The sequence below is a fragment of the Neglectibacter caecimuris genome, from assembly GCF_034335015.1.
Classification (GTDB): Bacteria; Bacillota; Clostridia; order Oscillospirales; family Acutalibacteraceae; genus Acutalibacter; species Acutalibacter caecimuris_A.
Map to the genome: position 1 here is coordinate 495,962 of NZ_JAWXXK010000004.1, position 16,483 is coordinate 512,444.

14 protein-coding genes are annotated in these 16,483 nt (G+C 53.7%); 7 read left to right on the forward strand and 7 right to left on the reverse strand.

Translation table 11 applies throughout. From position 1 onward, the window contains the following. Positions 1-73 precede the first annotated feature (73 nt). The 3 genes from tsf to U8T64_RS08690 all read right to left on the reverse strand — a co-directional run bounded on the left by tsf (position 74) and on the right by U8T64_RS08690 (position 2,260). A complete protein-coding gene (tsf, locus tag U8T64_RS08680) occupies positions 74-988 on the reverse strand; it encodes a translation elongation factor Ts (protein ID WP_322182878.1) in 915 nt (304 codons plus the stop codon). A gap of 87 nt (positions 989-1,075) precedes the next feature. Then, entirely contained in the window at positions 1,076-1,825 is a 750-nt protein-coding gene (gene rpsB, locus U8T64_RS08685; protein ID WP_322182880.1) for a 30S ribosomal protein S2, read from the reverse strand. A gap of 138 nt (positions 1,826-1,963) precedes the next feature. Further along, positions 1,964-2,260 carry a YlmC/YmxH family sporulation protein gene (locus U8T64_RS08690; protein ID WP_322182882.1) on the reverse strand — a complete coding sequence of 99 codons (297 nt, stop codon included), beginning with the start codon at positions 2,258-2,260 and terminating at the stop codon, positions 1,964-1,966. 128 nt (positions 2,261-2,388) lie between these two features. Between U8T64_RS08690 and U8T64_RS08695 the strand changes: the two genes are divergently transcribed. The 3 genes from U8T64_RS08695 (at position 2,389) to U8T64_RS08705 (ending at position 4,695) form a co-directional block, all read left to right on the forward strand. Then, positions 2,389-2,922 (forward strand): inorganic diphosphatase, encoded by a 534-nt coding sequence (locus U8T64_RS08695; RefSeq protein ID WP_322182883.1) that lies wholly within the window; start codon positions 2,389-2,391, stop codon positions 2,920-2,922. A gap of 84 nt (positions 2,923-3,006) precedes the next feature. Then, on the forward strand, positions 3,007-3,786 hold the full coding sequence (locus U8T64_RS08700) for a hypothetical protein (protein ID WP_322182885.1): 780 nt from the start codon (positions 3,007-3,009) through the stop codon (positions 3,784-3,786). Positions 3,787-3,903: 117 nt separating this feature from the next. Next, positions 3,904-4,695, forward strand: coding sequence for a hypothetical protein (locus tag U8T64_RS08705; protein WP_322182887.1), 792 nt, complete (start codon positions 3,904-3,906; stop codon positions 4,693-4,695). Between the two features lie 140 nt (positions 4,696-4,835). Here the strand turns inward: U8T64_RS08705 and sigG are convergent, their stop codons facing one another. Both sigG and U8T64_RS08715 read right to left on the reverse strand, forming a co-directional pair. Continuing rightward, positions 4,836-5,606: an RNA polymerase sporulation sigma factor SigG gene (gene sigG, locus U8T64_RS08710; RefSeq protein ID WP_322182889.1), complete on the reverse strand. Its 771-nt coding sequence runs from the start codon at positions 5,604-5,606 to the stop codon at positions 4,836-4,838. Between the two features lie 263 nt (positions 5,607-5,869). Then, the gene (locus U8T64_RS08715) at positions 5,870-6,367 is read right to left on the reverse strand and encodes an SEC-C metal-binding domain-containing protein (RefSeq protein ID WP_322182891.1); all 498 of its coding nucleotides are present in this window, start codon (positions 6,365-6,367) and stop codon (positions 5,870-5,872) included. Positions 6,368-6,521: 154 nt separating this feature from the next. Between U8T64_RS08715 and U8T64_RS08720 the strand changes: the two genes are divergently transcribed. Further along, entirely contained in the window at positions 6,522-7,883 is a 1,362-nt protein-coding gene (locus U8T64_RS08720) for a CCA tRNA nucleotidyltransferase (RefSeq protein WP_322182893.1), read from the forward strand. A 393-nt stretch (positions 7,884-8,276) separates the two neighbouring features. On the opposite strand, the gene U8T64_RS08725 is transcribed toward U8T64_RS08720, so the two are convergent. After that, on the reverse strand, positions 8,277-8,783 hold the full coding sequence (locus U8T64_RS08725) for a flavin reductase family protein (RefSeq protein ID WP_322182895.1): 507 nt from the start codon (positions 8,781-8,783) through the stop codon (positions 8,277-8,279). Between the two features lie 757 nt (positions 8,784-9,540). Continuing rightward, positions 9,541-13,071 carry a pyruvate:ferredoxin (flavodoxin) oxidoreductase gene (gene nifJ, locus U8T64_RS08730; protein ID WP_322182897.1) on the reverse strand — a complete coding sequence of 1,177 codons (3,531 nt, stop codon included), beginning with the start codon at positions 13,069-13,071 and terminating at the stop codon, positions 9,541-9,543. A gap of 300 nt (positions 13,072-13,371) precedes the next feature. Between nifJ and U8T64_RS08735 the strand changes: the two genes are divergently transcribed. From U8T64_RS08735 to U8T64_RS08745, 3 genes are read left to right on the forward strand one after another with little or no spacing between them, the layout of a single operon-like run. After that, positions 13,372-14,718 carry a hemolysin family protein gene (locus U8T64_RS08735; RefSeq protein WP_322182898.1) on the forward strand — a complete coding sequence of 449 codons (1,347 nt, stop codon included), beginning with the start codon at positions 13,372-13,374 and terminating at the stop codon, positions 14,716-14,718. A 38-nt stretch (positions 14,719-14,756) separates the two neighbouring features. Further along, complete coding sequence (locus tag U8T64_RS08740; RefSeq protein ID WP_322182899.1) at positions 14,757-16,160, forward strand: MATE family efflux transporter; 1,404 nt, start codon at positions 14,757-14,759, stop codon at positions 16,158-16,160. Further along, complete coding sequence (locus U8T64_RS08745) at positions 16,157-16,483, forward strand: nucleoside triphosphate pyrophosphohydrolase family protein (RefSeq protein WP_322182900.1); 327 nt, start codon at positions 16,157-16,159, stop codon at positions 16,481-16,483. Before U8T64_RS08740 ends, U8T64_RS08745 begins: the two co-directional genes overlap by 4 nt.

Here is a 16,483-nt window from a genome sequence, read left to right on the forward strand (position 1 = left end):
TTGTACGCAAAAGTGCCGTGCATGAAAACTCATGCACGGCACTTCTAACGACTAACAACTAATCTCTAACAACTTATTTCACCAAGCTGGCGATCTCCTCGGCGAAATTATCCTCGCGCTTCTCCAGGCCCTCGCCCTTTTCAAAGCGGGTGTAGCCGGTGATCTTGATGGAGCCGCCCAGCTCCTTGGCAACGGTATCGGTGTACTGCTGCACGGTCAGCTTGCTGTCCTGTACATACTGCTGATCAACCAGGCAGATCTCCTTGAAGAACTTCTGGAGACGGCCCGCCACGATCTTTTCGGCAATGTTCTGGGGCTTGCCTTCGTCCATGATCTGCTGGGTGAGGATCTCCTTCTCCTTCTCCTTGCGATCGGCAGGCACGGCGGCCTCGTCCAGATACTCGGGATTCAGGGCGGCGATCTGCATTGCCACGTTGTGGGCATAGGCCTTAAAGCCCTCAGAGGCGGCAATTTCCTCAGTGGTATCAAACTTTACAATAACGCCGATACGGCCTCCGCCGTGCACATAGGAGGTAACGGCCCCCTCATAACGTGCAAACCGGCGAACCTTGATATTCTCGCCGATAGTGAGGATCTTCTCCTTCAAAAGGGCGTCTACCGTAAGCTCAGAGCCGGCGGCCTTGCACTGCAGCAGGGCTTCCACATCGGCGGGGTTCTGCTGGATAATGGTATCGGCGCAGGTCTTTACAAAGGCCTGGAACTCGGCATTCTTGGCCACAAAGTCGGTCTCAGCGTTGACCTCGATCACCACGGCCACCTTGCCGCAGTCGCTGACAGTGGCAAACGCCACGCCCTCGGCGGCAATGCGCCCGGCCTTCTTTACAGCGGCGGCAAGGCCCTTTTCCCGCAGGAAATCAATAGCCTTCTCCATATCGCCCTCAGAAGCGGTAAGCGCCTTCTTACAATCCATCATGCCGCAGCCGGTCTTCTCACGAAGAGCGGCAACGTCTTTTGCGGTAAAATTCATACTATATTTCTTCCTTTCCTTCAGCTCCGCGCTTTACCGGAACCAAAACCTGATTTTGAGATTCTTATTATATTACGGCCTGTCCCCTTACTCCTGCTCGGAAGCCTCTTCCACTTCTTCAGGCTCCTCCGCGTCGCGGGCGGCGGCGCCCATCTGGCCCTCACGGCCTTCGATGATGGCGTTGGCCATGGCGCCGGCGATCAGCTTGACCGCGCGGATCGCGTCGTCATTTCCGGGGATCACATAATCGATCTCATCGGGATCACAGTTGGTGTCCACAATGGCGACGATCGGAATATGCAGCTTGCGGGCTTCCGCCACGGCGATCCTTTCCTTGCGGGGATCGACGATGAACAGAGCGCCGGGGAATTCCTTCATATCCTTAATGCCGCCCAGGTATTTTTCCAGCTTTTCGATCTCCAGCTGAAGCTGAGAAACCTCTTTCTTGGGAAGCAGCTCAAAGGTGCCGTCCTCTTCCATTTTGCGCAGCTGAGCCAGACGCTGAATCCGCTTGCGAATGGTGGAGAAATTGGTGAGCATACCGCCCAGCCAGCGAGCGTTTACATAGTAGGCCTCCGCGCGCAGGGCCTCTTCCTTCACAGATTCCTGAGCCTGCTTCTTAGTGCCGACAAACAGCACACTCTTGCCCTCAGTGGCCAGATCGCGCACGAAATTGTAGGCCTCTTCCAGCTTCTTCACCGTCTTCTGCAGGTCGATAATATAGATGCCGTTGCGTTCGGTGAAGATGTAGGACGCCATTTTGGGGTTCCATCTTCTGGTCTGGTGGCCGAAATGAACGCCGGCCTCCAGAAGCTGCTTCATAGATACTACTGCCATTTTTGAAAACCTCCTTGGTTTTTCCTCCGCTCCGCCGTTTATTTCGGGGATCCCGTGAGGCGGAGCGTGTGTATTTTAGCCTTGATATTATAGCACAGCATTTCCCCGGAAGCAAGGTTTTTTTCAATTTTTCACGGCTTAAAAAGAGATTTTATCCAAAAGCTTTTTCAGCTTTCCCGTTTCCTTCTCCCCCTCCGGCTTTTGGTAGTTGACCAGCATGGTATCGTCACCGATCAAAGAGATATCCTTCCAGGGGATCACAAAATCCGGCTCTCTTCCCAGCAGTCCGAACAGGCGGAGTCTGCCGTATACCACCACTGCCGTCAGCGCCGCGGTATGGGTATCGAGCTCCACATCGGAAACAAAGCCGATCCGTGCGCCGTCCTTTACATTGATAACTTCCTTGTTTCGCAGTTCTCCCATTCTACAGTTCATAACGCACCCCTTTTTCCTTACAGTCTGCCTTTCCAATGGTATGCCGCCTTTTCACGAAAATTGCATTTTCCTTTTTTCAGTGGTATACTATATGAAAATTTCAGAGTCCGGGAAAGGTTGGAACTAAAATGAACATTTGGCATGATATCTCCCCGAAGCGCATCAACGAAAATGACTTTTTCGCTGTGATCGAGATCACCAAGGGCGGAAAGGCCAAGTATGAGCTGGATAAGGACACCGGCCTGCTCCGGCTGGATCGGGTGCTTTACACCTCTACCCATTACCCGGCAAATTACGGCTTTATTCCCCGCACCTATGCCAGCGACGGCGACCCGCTGGACGTGCTGGTGCTCTGCTCGGAAAACATTCTCCCCATGTCTCTGGTGCGGTGCTACCCCATCGGCGTGATCATTATGGACGACGGTGGTAAAAAGGACGAAAAGATCATCGCCATTCCCTTTGACGATCCCACCTATAACGGGTATCAGGATCTCAAGGAGCTGCCTGCTCACATCTTTGACGAAATGCGGCATTTCTTCTCCGTTTATAAGCAGCTGGAGGCTGGAAAAACCACGGAGATCAGCGAGGTCAAGGGGCCAAAGGAAGCAAAGGCCATCATCACCTCCTGCCTGGAGCGGTACTTAAACGATTTCTGCCGGTAAAAAATTTTTTGAAATACGGTGAGTGTTTTTCTCCCCCGCGTTGTATAAAGAATAGAACCTGAACCGGTGAAAGGGGGAACTTCCATGAAACTCAGGAAGACTTTGAGGGGCGCAGCCCTTATTGCAGCTTTGCTTATGTGCCTGTGGGCCTGTGAAAACGGCGATCCCGCAGCAGACCTCTTCCGTGAGGTGAAAAGCATGCAAAAAACCGTGGTGCAGTGCGAAAAAAATCCCGACGGCCAATGGAGACTGATGGTGGCAGAAGAAAATGAGCTTGACTTTCTCAACTGCTCCACGGTAGATGAGACTGCCGGTGCTCTCACCCCCGGCGCAGTTGTGGAGATCGCAGGGGTAACCGTCATACAGCAGACTCACCCCGGCCGATTGATTGGCGAAGCCATCAGCGTCACGGTATTGGAGCCGGGCCAGGATTTTATTGGGTTGTATTTAGACATTCTCGACGCACTCTATGACGAAGAAGCAGAGCTGAATCCCCAGGGCTCCCCGGATTTCAGCATCACCTATGCCCTGGATCTCACTGAGGTCCACAACCTGAGCAAAGAGGAAAAGCGTGGCCTGGTCTATCTCTTTTACTGCTCCCACGACACGGACTGGGAAACGGGGGTGCAGCCGGCCGGGGCTTGTTTGGCCACCCTCCAGGAGCTTACGGAGCGGGGTGAGATCGATGAAAAAACCCATCGCTTTGAACAAGGCATTCTTTTCACGATCCGGGACGAGCCTGTCCAAGGCGAAAGTTTCTCCTTTTCCGCAAAAAAATGGCGCAGCGAATCGGAGACCGTCAGTCATGATCACTGCACCGCCAGAAAAGACGGAGACAGCTGGACCTTTGACGGGCTCACCTGAAAAGCTGTCGGGTTTTTCCTGCCAGCGGAGGAGGAAACGGCTTCCACCAAAAAATCTCCCAAGGCAACGATGTTTTTTGATCCGGCAATTTATCTGGAGGAAAGAAGGCGCACACACATGAAACAAAGGAAGCTCTTCCGTGCTCTGTCTCTTGCTCTGCTTTTCATACTTCTCCTTTCCGCCTGCGGAAGCGAAAGCCCTCCGCCCGCTGCCGGGGGAAGCGCTGTAAGCGACCCCGCCCTGAAACAGGAAAGCTCCCAACCGGCGGTTGTTACCATGGAAATGAAAATCTGTACTGTAAACGGCAGCAGCGTTCGGGGCGTTGGCCTTTCGGAAACATATCCCGAGGCTTACTGTTTCTCCTGTACGCCGGAGCAGCTCAGGGGCGCCGACGCCGTTTTGCCCGGCATGGTGGTGGAGATCGGCTTTGACGGAAACGTCATGGAGACCTGGCCCGCCCAAATTCAAGCGGAAACGGTAACGCTGAAGGAGAAGCAAACGGACTATTTTTCCCTGTACAAAAAGATTCTGGAGGATTTGTATGGGGAAGACCCGGGGCTAAACAGCGGCGCGGAATACTTCGGCTTTGACCTTGCGGAGATCGGTGCTCTCAGCGCCGGAGAAAAGGCGCTGCTTGCCTTTGACTTTTCCGCGGAGCACAACGCCACGCCCCTGGAGGGGACCTTACAGGAGCTGATGGAGCAGGAGTATATCGACGAAGAAGCCCTCTATTGGGAAAATGGGGTCCATTTCACCATCAATGAAGAAAAAATTGAGGGCGATACCGTTTCCTGCTCCGTCAGGAAATGGAAGGGCGGTCTGGGGGCCGTAGGATATCCCGTTCGCGCCACTTGGGAGGAGCAGGAGGGCTGGAGCTTTGAAGAAATGGGCACTGTGTGGATGTCTTGAGGCATGCTTCCAAAACCAAAGGGCACAAAAGTGTGCAGAAATATGCTTTTGCGTCCTTTGCAAAATTTGCGATATAAAAAACCGGGCGGTTTCCGCCCGGTTTTTGCTTTCCTGTTTTCCTGCCGCCCTTCTCTGCCTTTTCAGCGAATCTCGCATTTGATCTTTCCCAGCGCGCCTTTTTCCAGCCTTGATACCTGAGCCTGAGAGATGCCGATCTCCCCCGCCACCTCCATCTGGGTCTTACCGTCCAGGAAGCGCATGGAGAGAATGCATCTTTCCCGTTCGCTTAAATTGTGGATCGCCTGCTTGATGGCGATCTCCTCCAGCCAGTCTCCGTCATCGCTGCCGTCCCCTACCTGATCCATAATATAGATGGTATCACCGCCGTCGGAAAACACCGGTTCATAGAGAGAAACCGGTTCTACAATGGCTTCCAGCGCCACCACCACGTCCTCCCGCTTCATGCCAAGCTGCTCCGAGATCTCTTCAATCGAGGGCTCCTGGCCCTTTTCAGCGGTCAGGCGCTCCTTGCACTGAATGGCCTTGTAGGCGGTGTCCCGCATGGAACGGCTGACCCGCACAGAATTGTTGTCCCGCAGAAACCGGCGCACCTCACCGATGATCATGGGAACGCCATAAGTGGAAAACTGCACGCCCTGGCTCACGTCAAAATGATCGATGGCCTTGATCAGGCCGATACAGCCCACCTGAAACAGATCGTCCGGGTTTTCTCCCCGGTTCCCAAACCGCTGGATCACACTGAGCACCAGCCGCAGATTCCCCGAGATCAGTTTTTCCCGGGCTTCCTTATCTCCATCGTGGCTCCTAATCAAAAGCTCTCTCATCTCATCGCTTTTCAGCACCTTCAGACGAGAGGTATTCACACCGCAAATTTCAACTTTTCCCTGCATGAGACATACCTCCGTAAATTTTCTATCAAAGGTATTGTTTGCCTCTTTTTCAGGGTTTAATCGCCCGCGCTTTTCCGCAAAATGGAGAAAAGCCTGCCGTATCAGCAAAACGCTATAACGGCAGGCTAAAATTTTTTGTTTTTATAAGCACAGGCGGAAAATCACTGGTCCCGGCCACAGCACTTTTTATATTTCTTTCCGCGGGCGGAAAATCACAGATCTCGTCCACAACACTTTTTATATTTCTTTCCGCGGGCGGAAAATCACAGATCTCGTCCACAACACTTTTTATATTTCTTTCCGCTTCCGCAGGGACACGGATCATTCCTTCCGATCTTCTCTCCCTTTATCACAGTTTTGGAACGCTTCTGCTCCTTGTAAAGCTCTTTCCGGCGCTCCTCCGGGATCAAATCATCCCACTGGGGCAGAGTATACAGCCACTCAGCCTTGGCCTCCACCATATTTTTGTAAAGAAGCTCTTTCTCGTAATTCAAATTTACCTCGCTGTCTTCCTCGATCTCTTCCAGCGGGTTCTTTTCCTTCAGGCTGTCGTTGATACCGTCTAAAAAGCCCACCATGGTCATCAGATCGACGCCGTATTTCTCCGCATAGCCCTTTACCGTGTTTTTTCTGGGCTTGCTTTGCAGGATCTTTTTATAGATCTCTGTTTCCGTATCAAAATATTCTTTCCAGAATTTCCGGCCCTCCGAGCTGTTCTGTTTTTCCTCCGCGTATTTCCGCCATTGCTCCAATAAAGCCATGACCTTTCCCCCCTCGATCGGATAATTTTTCCTTCTCTGGGGATTCTATCATCTTTTTTCCGGCATGTCAACGAAAAAGCTGGGTTTTGCGGGGATTTCCTTGAAAAGGAAGCGGAAAAGTGCTACTGTATGATTCAGGAAAGGTTGATGCCACATGAACACTGCTGAAAAAATCATTCCCCCCGCTTATGCGTTACGCGCCATAGAGCTTTTGGAAAAAGAGGGCTTTGAGGCCTGGTTCGTAGGCGGCTGCGTGCGGGACGCCATGCTGGGGCGGCCGCCTGAGGACTGGGATATCACCACAAGCGCCCTACCCCGGGAAACGGCAGCCTGTTTTCAAGACTTTCCCTGTATTGACACTGGCCTGAAGCACGGCACGGTAACGGCTGTGCTCGAAAACCACCCCGTGGAGATCACGACCTTCCGCTTTGATGGCGTTTACACAGACCACCGCCGGCCGGAAACCGTGGAATTTTCCAAAAAACTGGAGGACGACCTTTCCCGCCGGGACTTCACCATAAACGCCATGGCATACCACCCGGAAAGGGGGCTTATCGATCCGTTTCATGGCCTTTTCGATTTGGAAAAGCGAATTCTGCGCTGCGTGGGAGATCCCGTTCGCCGCTTTTCTGAGGACGCCCTGCGAATCCTGCGATGCCTGCGCTTTTCCGCTGTTCTGGAGCTTGCCATAGACCCCGCCACCGCAGCTGCTGTAAGATCGAAAAAAGAGCTTTTGCTGGCCATTTCTCACGAACGGGTTCGGGAGGAACTACACAAGCTGCTTTTGGGAAACAGGGCCGCTCCTGTTTTGCGGGAATACGCGGAGGTGCTTTTTACCGTTCTGCCGGAGCTCGCCTCCATGAAGGGCTGTGCCCAGGAAACACCCTACCACTGCTATGACGTGTGGGAGCACACCCTGCACGCATTGGCAGATGTTCCAAAAGAGCCTGTGTTGCGCTGGGCCGCACTTTTTCACGACTGCGGAAAACCGGCGGTAAAATTTTTCTCCCCGGACGGGACTGCCCATTTTTACGGCCATGAAAAGGAAAGCCTGCGGATCGCACGGCAGTGCCTGCTTCGCCTGCGCTTTTCCAAACGGGAATCAGAACAGATCTGTACCTTGATCACCCGCCACGGGGAACCGCTGCCAATTTCGGAGAAACGGCTGAAGCGCCTGCTGGGAGAATTGGGCGAAGAGCAGCTTTTCTCCCTTTTTGCCCTGATGCACGGCGATCTGGCGGCACAGGCCCCCAAACTGTATGAGGAGCGAAGCCGGGCTCTCGAGGCTGCAAGGGCGCTTACCGAAAAGCTCCTTCAAGAGGAAGAATGCCTGACCCTGCGGGATCTGGCGGTAAACGGCAGCGATCTGAACGCCCTTGGGATCCCTCCTGGGCCCCGCATGGGAGAAATCTTGCGCGCGCTTCTGGAACAGGTGCTGGACGGCGCTTGCCCCAACGAAAAAGACGATCTGCTGCGGCAGGCGGAAGGCCTCTACCTGTCAAGGCATAAAGAATAGAACCGGATATGCTGCAAAATTTAACAGCTTGTCTGGCAGTTGCAGGCTATGAAGAAGGAATGAGCAATGAGAAATGAAGGGAAAGGTCAGCGTTCGTTAAATTGAAATTTACCATATTAGTTGTTAGAAAAAGGAAGGCGCTCTCCCTCTCTGTCATTCTGAACGGAGTGAAGAATCTCGTCCTTTGCCCTTTTACTCAGGGGATTAAGGACGAGATCCTTCGTCACTACGCTCCTCAGGATGACAGAGAGGGGCTCTTTTCTAACAACTAGTACCTTACGACTAACAACTAGTTCGCTAAACGCTAATTTACCATTTTCTTGTTCCCGCTGAAAGCAGTAGGGCGTGCCGCGGGTTTTCTTTCCGCGGCACGCCCTCTTCTTGGCATTCGACTTATTTTTCCTGGTAAGAGGGTGCGTTTTTTGGCGTGCCGCCCTTGATCACGGTGCGGTAATAGCCATAGGTCAGCGGCTCGTTTTCGCTGAGGACCTCCATTTCCTCCGCTTCGCCCACAAAGAGCATGTGGGTTCCCAGGTCAACGGTATCGATCACACGGCAGCTGTACCGGGCGCAGGCATTTTCCCAGCAGTAAGGCATTCCGGCGGCGTCTTTTGCGGTAGAAGCTCCTTCATACTTTTCAAGATCCCTGCCGGAACGGAACCCAAATCTGCCAATAAAGGCAAGATTGGCCCGCTGGTCCAGCGCCACCGCAGCAAAACGCCCGGCCTTCCGCATCAGCTCGCAGGTCAGGTTATCCTTGTTGACCGCCACAGAAAGCCGCACCGGCTTTGAAGTGACCTGCTGCAGGGTATTCACCACGCAGCCGCTGCTTTTTCCCTCCGCCTCGGCGGAAACCACATAGAGCCCATAGGTAATTTTATAAAGAGCCTTTTCGTTCATCTTTCTATTCCCCTTCGCTTCTTTTCTTTTTATTCATTATAGCCTTTTTTTCCAGAATTATCAAGGGAAGGGCAAGGATAAAAGGAGCAAATTACAGTTTGCGGCAAGTCGCCGTGGGCAGTCGTGAGCCTGCTTGGTGCGGGAGGGTAGTTCCCAGCCTGATCACAAGCGACTGATAAATTATAGTTTAGCACACAGGTCTCTCACTGTCATTCTGAGCCGTAGGTGAAGAATCTCGCCCTTCACCTCCAGAGAAAAGGGCTAAAGGACGAGATTCTTCACTTCGTTCAGAATGACAGGTGGAAAGCGAGTGGGTAACCACTAAATTCCAATTTACCAAACAGTCCCCTTCTCTGTCATTCCGAGGAACGAAGTGACGAAGAATCTCGTCCTTAATTCCAGAGCAAAAGAGCAAAGGACGAGATTCTTCACCGAAAAAGCAAGTTCCCCTTGCTTTTTGTTCAGTAATGACAGTTGGAAAGTGAACAAGTAACCGCCAAATTCCAATTTACCACCCTGCCAACGGTCGGGTCGGAACCTAGCTTTCCGTACCAAGCCGCTTCACGAGTGGCTGCGGCGCCTCGCCGCTAAATTCCAATTTAGCAAACCAGTCTCTTGCCCCTAATTGCTAATTGCTAATTGCTAACTACTAATTACTCATTCCCCATTGTTCCCTAGTACGCCGCTCCTTCTGACGGCAAAAAAGCCTGCCCGGATACCCGGACAGGCTTTTTTACAGAATTATTTGGAGAGAAGCTTACTCGGCCAGCTTCTTCAGCTTGGCATACTTCTCCTCAGCGTACTTTTCAGCATTAGCAAACAGCTTTTCGGCACGATCCGGGAAGGAACGGGTCAGGCTGTTGTAACGGACCTCGCCCATGATGAAGTCGCGATAGGAAGCGGAAGGCTCCTTGCTGTCCAGCTGGAAGGGATTCTCGCCTGCGTCGGCACGGCGGGGATCGAAGCGGAAGTTGTGCCAGTAGCCGGCGGCAACCGCTTTCTTTTCCTCCAGCTGAGAAATACCCATGCCTCCCTTGATACCGTGGTTGATACAGGGGGCGTAAGCCAGGATCAGAGAGGGCCCGTTGTAGCTTTCGGCCTCGGAGAAGGCCTTGATGCACTGGTTCATATCGGCGCCCATAGCCACCTGGGCCACATACACATAGCCGTAGCTCATGGCGATGGCGGCAAGATCCTTCTTCTTGGTGGCCTTACCGGTAGCGGCAAACTGTGCCACGGAGCCGGTGGGGGTGGCCTTGCTGGCCTGGCCGCCGGTGTTGGAATACACTTCGGTATCGAACACCAGAATGTTGATGTTCTCGCCGGAGGCGATGGCGTGATCCAGACCGCCGAAGCCGATATCGTAGGCCCAGCCGTCGCCGCCCAGAATCCACATGGACTTCTTGGCCAGGAAATCTTTATCCTTCAGGATCTCCTGAGCTTTCTCACAGCCGCACTTCTCCAGAGCGGCAATATATGCCTCGGCAGCGGGGCCGTTTGCCTTGCTGTCGGTCATGGTGTCGATCCAGGCCTTACCGGTCTCCTTCACGTCGGCAGGGGTGTTCTCGCCCGCGATCAGATTCTCGGTAAGCTCCTGCAGACGGCCGCGCACGGCGTTCTGCGCCAGGGTCATGCCCAGGCCGAACTCGGCGTTATCCTCAAACAGGGAGTTCTGCCAGGCGGGGCCGTGACCCTTCTTGTTCACGGTGTAGGGCGTAGCAGGCGCGGAGCCGCCCCAGATAGAGGAACAGCCGGTGGCGTTGGCAATATACATCTTATCGCCGAAGAGCTGAGTAGCCAGCTTGGCATAAGGCGTTTCGCCGCAGCCGCCGCAGGCGCCAGAGAACTCCAGCAGGGGCTGCTTGAACTGACTGCCCTTCACAGAGGTCTCCTTGAACTTCTCGGCAACCGCTTCCTTGGCGGGCAGGTCGATCCCGTAATTGAACACAGCCTGCTGAGAACGCTGAGAATCGATGGGAGACATCTTCAGAGCCTTCTCCTTGGCAGGACAGGTGGTCACGCAGGAGCCGCAGCCTGTGCAGTCCAGAGTGGAAATGACCATAGCGAAGTTCATGCCGGGTACGCCGGTCATGGGCTTTGCCTTGGTGCCCTCGGGAGCGTTCTTCAGCTCTTCATCGGTCATAGCGATGGGACGAATGACCGCGTGGGGGCACACATAGGAGCACTGGTTGCACTGAATGCAGTTATCCACGATCCACTCGGGAACGTCCACGGCCACGCCGCGCTTCTCATAGGCGGCAGTGCCCTGGGGAGAGGTGCCGTCCGCATACTTCTCAAAGGTGGAAACAGGCAGATCCTTGCCGTGGAAGGAGTTAACGGGATAAACCACGCTGTTCACATAGTCCACCAGCTCCTGACGGCTGCCGGTGGCGACCTTCTTCTTGGAATCGTCCGTGGCGTTTTTCCAGTCGGCGGGAACCTCTACCTTCACATAGCCGGTGGCACCGGCATCGATGGCATCGTGGTTCATCTTGACCACGGCCTCGCCCTTCTTACCGTAGGACTTCGTGGCGGCGTCCTTCATATACTGAATGGCGTCGGCCTCGGGAATGATCTTGGCAATGCTGAAGAAGGCGGACTGCAGAACCGTGTTAATGCGGGTGCCCAGGCCAATCTCCTTGCCGATCTTAAAGCCGTCGATGGTATAGAAATTAATCTCATTGTCGGCGATGAACTTCTTCACCTTGCCGGGCAGACGCTCATTCAGCTCGGCGGCGTCCCAGGCGCAGTTCAGCAGGAAGCTGCCGCCCTTCTTCAGATCCTGCACCATGTCGTAGGTGTCGAGGTACGCAGGATTGGAGCAAGCCACAAAATCAGCCTTGCTGATATAATAGGTGGACTTGATGGGGGTATGGCCGAAACGCAGGTGAGAAATGGTCAGACCGCCGGACTTCTTGGAATCGTAATCAAAATAGCCCTGGGCGTACATATCGGTATGGTCGCCGATGATCTTGATGGAGTTCTTGTTGGCACCCACGGTGCCATCGGAGCCCAGGCCCCAGAACTTACAGGAGGTGGTGCCGGCGGGAGCGGTATCGGGATCTTCCTTCACGTCCAGAGACAGGTGAGTTACATCGTCCACAATACCGATGGTGAAGCGCTTCTTGGGAGAAGCGGACTCCATATTGCGGTATACGGCGATGATATCGCTGGGCTTGGTGTCCTTGCTGCCCAGGCCATAACGGCCGGTATACACGGGGCAGGCGCCGAACTGGGTGCCGTTGATGGCGGCCAGAACATCCAGATACAGGGGCTCACCAATGGAGCCGGGCTCCTTGGTGCGGTCCAGCACGGAGATGGTCTTTACCGTTTCGGGCAGCACGTCCAGCAGATACTTGGCAACGAAGGGGCGATACAGATGAACCTTTACAAGGCCTACCTTCTCCCCTGCCGCATTCATATAATCGACCACTTCTTCAATGGTCTCGCAGGCGGAACCCATGGCGATGATGACCTTATCGGCATCGGGAGCGCCATAGTAATTAAAGGGCTTGTAATCGGTACCGATCTTGGCATTCACTTTGTTCATGTAATCGACCACAACGCCGGGAACGGCATCGTAGTGCTTATTGCAGGCTTCTCTTGCCTGGAAGAAGATATCTCCGTTCTGGGCCTGTCCACGCAGGACGGGGTGCTCCGGGTTCAAAGCGTGGCGGCGGAACTCGTTGACAGCGTCCCAATCCAGCATTTCTCCCAGATCCTCATAATCCCAAACCTCGATCTTCTGGATCTCGTGAGAGGTACGGAAGCCATCGAAGAAATGGAGGAAGGGCACCTTGCCCTTAATGGCGGAAAGATGGGCGACCGCACCCAGATCCATGACCTCCTGGGGAGAGTTGGCGCAGAGCATGGCATAGCCTGTCTGACGGCAGGCGTACACGTCGGAATGATCGCCGAAAATGTTCAGGGCGTGAGTTGCCAAGGTACGAGCGGAAACGTGGATCACGCTGGGCAGCAGCTCACCGGCCATCTTGTACATGTTGGGAATCATCAGCAGCAGGCCCTGAGAAGCGGTGTAGGTGGTGGTGAGAGCGCCTGCCGCCAAAGAGCCGTGCACTGCGCCGGCGGCGCCGGCCTCAGACTGCATCTCCGTAACACGGACTTCTCTGCCGAACAGGTTCTTTCTGCCCGCGGCGGCATACTTGTCCGTTTCGTCGGCCATCACGGAAGAGGGCGTGATGGGGTAGATGGCGGCAACGTCGGTAAACGCATAGGAAACATGCGCGGCGGCGTTATTGCCATCCATGGTTTTCATTTTTCTTGCCATTGAACTATTTCCTCCTTTTAGGATAGTCTGAATATCAGTGGACGGGCAGTTTCTCAATACCCGTTCTGCTTTATTTTATCATTCTTTTCGCCGTCTGTAAAGGAAAAAAACGACGTTTCCGCAATTTTTGGATAAAAAAATCAGCCGCCCTTTCTCATCTGCTTTTTCCTGCCTGCCAGAACCATTTGACAAGCATAACCATATTTAGTAAAATGTTTATTTGAGAAACGGAACAGGAAAGCGCCGTCAGTCTGGCGCCGTGTTCTTTTTCTGAAAATGAAAAAAGGAGTACTTTTAAAAATGCCTTCGGAACCTGACGGCTCATCTGTTTTATGCATTTTATTTTCTCTCGTCCTATTGATTCTCTCCGCGTTTTACGCGGCGGCGGAATCAGCACTGGACGCCCTTTCCCCCGCTCAACTGAAAAAAGACGCGGAGGCTGGGGATAAAAAATCAAAAAGGCTGCTGAGAGTACTGGAAGCGCGAACCGGAATCGTTTTCCCCGTGCAGTACGGGCTTCTGTTCGCCGGGCTTTTGGGGATCGCCTTCTGGAGCGCCGGATCGTATCCATATCTGCTCCGGGCCCTTCACGCACTTTCCGATCATTCTGTTCGGGGGCTTCTGGCCTGCCTGCTCGCTGCCCTTTCCTATTTACTGCTGTTCACAGTTTTCGGTAATTTGCTGCCGAAAAAGGGCGTTCGGAAAAATCCCGAACGTTTTGCCCTGCGTCACGCCGGGCTGATCGATACCCTTTCCCGTCTTGCCACCCCCTTTCCTATCCTATGCGCGCATATTTCCAATGGAATCCTGCGTTTGTTCCGGATCGACCCTAAAACGCTGGACGACGCCGTAACGGAAGAGGAAATTTTGCAGATCGTGGGAGAAGGCGAGGAAAAGGGCGTTATTGAGGAAACGGAAAAGGATATGATCGCCAATATCCTTGATTTTAACGATACCACCGCCGAAGAGACCATGACCCACCGCACGGACATTATCGCCGTGGCTGACGACGCCTCCATTTCGGAAGCGGTGGAGGCCGCTGTGGAAAACGGCTGTTCCCGCGTTCCGGTGTACCATGAGGATATCGATTCTGTAGTGGGTATTTGCTATGTAAAGGATCTTCTCCCCTATGTGGGAAAGGATCTGCCGGATTTTGTGAAGCTGACTGATATGATGCGCCCCGCCTATTTTGTCCCGGAAACGAAGAAATGCAGTCAGCTCTTTACCGAACTGACAGAGCGCAAGGTACAGATTGCCATTGTGGTGGATGAATACGGCGGCACCGCCGGGCTTATCACGTTGGAGGATCTGGTGGAATCCATCGTGGGCAACATTCAGGACGAGTATGACAACGAGGAAGAAGAGATCCAGCAGGTCAGCGAAACAGAATTCACGGTGGACGGCACTGCCTCCATCGATGAGATTTCCGACCTGACCGGCATTGAGCTGCCAGAGGGAGATTACGACACCATTGCCGGGCTGGTCACAGAGCTGCTGGGCCGGATCCCCAAGGAGGACGAACAGCCCAATGTGCGGATAAAAGGCCTCAGCATTACCGTGCTGTCCGTAGAGGATCAACGCCTGGCCCGGCTGCTGCTGGTCAAGGAGCCTCCCGCGGAGGAAGAGACAGAGCAAGAGGAATCTTGACACGTTTTTCAGATCCACAGGGAAAGGAAGTCGGCGTTATGAATAAAAGATCCCGGCGGGAGCCCGACCTGGGAAACGGCAGTATCGGAAGGCTGCTGTTTTCCCTGGCTGTTCCCGCCATTACCGCCCAGCTTGTCAATATGCTCTATAACATTGTGGATCGTATCTATATCGGCCACATTCCCGAAATCGGCACAGCCGCTTTGACCGGAGTGGGGATCACTTTCCCTATTATCATTCTGATCATGGCTTTCAGTTCCCTCATCGCCATGGGCGGAGCACCCAGAGCTTCCATTGCTCTGGGCGAGAAAAACCCGGAAAAAGCCGAGCGCATTTTAGGAAACTGCTTTACCGCCCTTCTCTTGATCTCACTGGTGCTCACTACCGTACTTTTCACTTTTTCCGAACCGATCCTTCGGGCATTCGGTGCAAGTGATAATACCATCGGCTACGCTAACGACTACATGCGCATTTATGTGTGCGGTACGGTATTCGTACAGATCGCTCTGGGCATGAACATGTTCATCACCACCCAGGGCTTTGCCAAAACCAGCATGCTTACAGTGGTGATCGGCGCGGCGCTGAATATCGCCCTGGATCCCCTCTTCATTTTTGTATTTCAAATGGGCGTGCAGGGCGCGGCGCTGGCTACCATACTTTCTCAAGCGGTTTCCGCCGTTTGGGTGCTCTGTTTCCTGTTTGGAAAAAAAACGATGATCAAAATCAAAAAAAGCTGCCTGCCCCTGAGAAGGGAGATCTTGCTTCCTGTGCTGGCGCTGGGAGTCTCTCCTTTTATCATGCAGAGCACGGAAAGCCTTTTGAGCGTGGTGCTGAACACTTCCCTCTTAAAATACGGCGGCGATATCGCCGTTGGGGCCTACACCGTGCTTGCCAGCATTTTGCAGATCGTGAACCTGCCTTTGCAGGGGCTGGCGCAGGGTGCTCAGCCCATTACAAGCTTTAATTACGGCGCGAAAAACTTTGCCCGTGTAAAAAAATCTGTGCGTTTGCTGGCTTTGTGCGCCATGACCTACTGCACCTTATTCTGGCTGGCCTTACAGCTGTTCCCCCAGGTGTTTGTGGGGATCTTCAGCAGTGATCCCGCCCTGACGGAAACCGCTGTATGGGCCACTCGTATTTTTATGTTCGGCTGCTTCGCTTTCGGGGCGCAGATGAGCTTTCAGCAGTCCTTCCTGGCGCTGGGGCAGGCGAAGTCCTCTCTGCTGCTGGCGCTGCTGCGGAAGATCGTGCTGCTGATTCCTTTGATCTACGCGCTTCCGCTGTTTTTTGAAAATAAGCTGTTCGGCGTATTCGTGGCGGAGCCTATTGCGGATATCCTGGCCGCCGCCGTTACAACGATTTCGTTCCTGCTTTGGGCAAAAAAGAATTTGAAGCAGAAGGAACCGGAAATAGACGAAAGCTTTCAGGAGGGAAAGGCGTGAGCAGATTTGGGTTTGAAGAGATGCAGGAAATCCAGAAGGAACTTCAGGCGCGCTATCTGGAGCAGTGGGGCGGCCTAAGCCCCCGAAAAGGCAGAGATACCCTGCTGTGGGGCATGATCGAGGCCGGGGAAATGGCGGACATCATCAAAAAAGAGGGCGATGACGCCATTCTGGAAAACCAGGAGACCCGCCGCCATTTTGTGGAGGAATTCTGCGATACCATGATGTATTTGAACGACCTTCTGCTCTGCTACTCTATTTCTCCAGAGGAAGTGGAACAGGTCTATCTGGAAAAGCACCGCCACAATCTCAGCCGCTGGTAA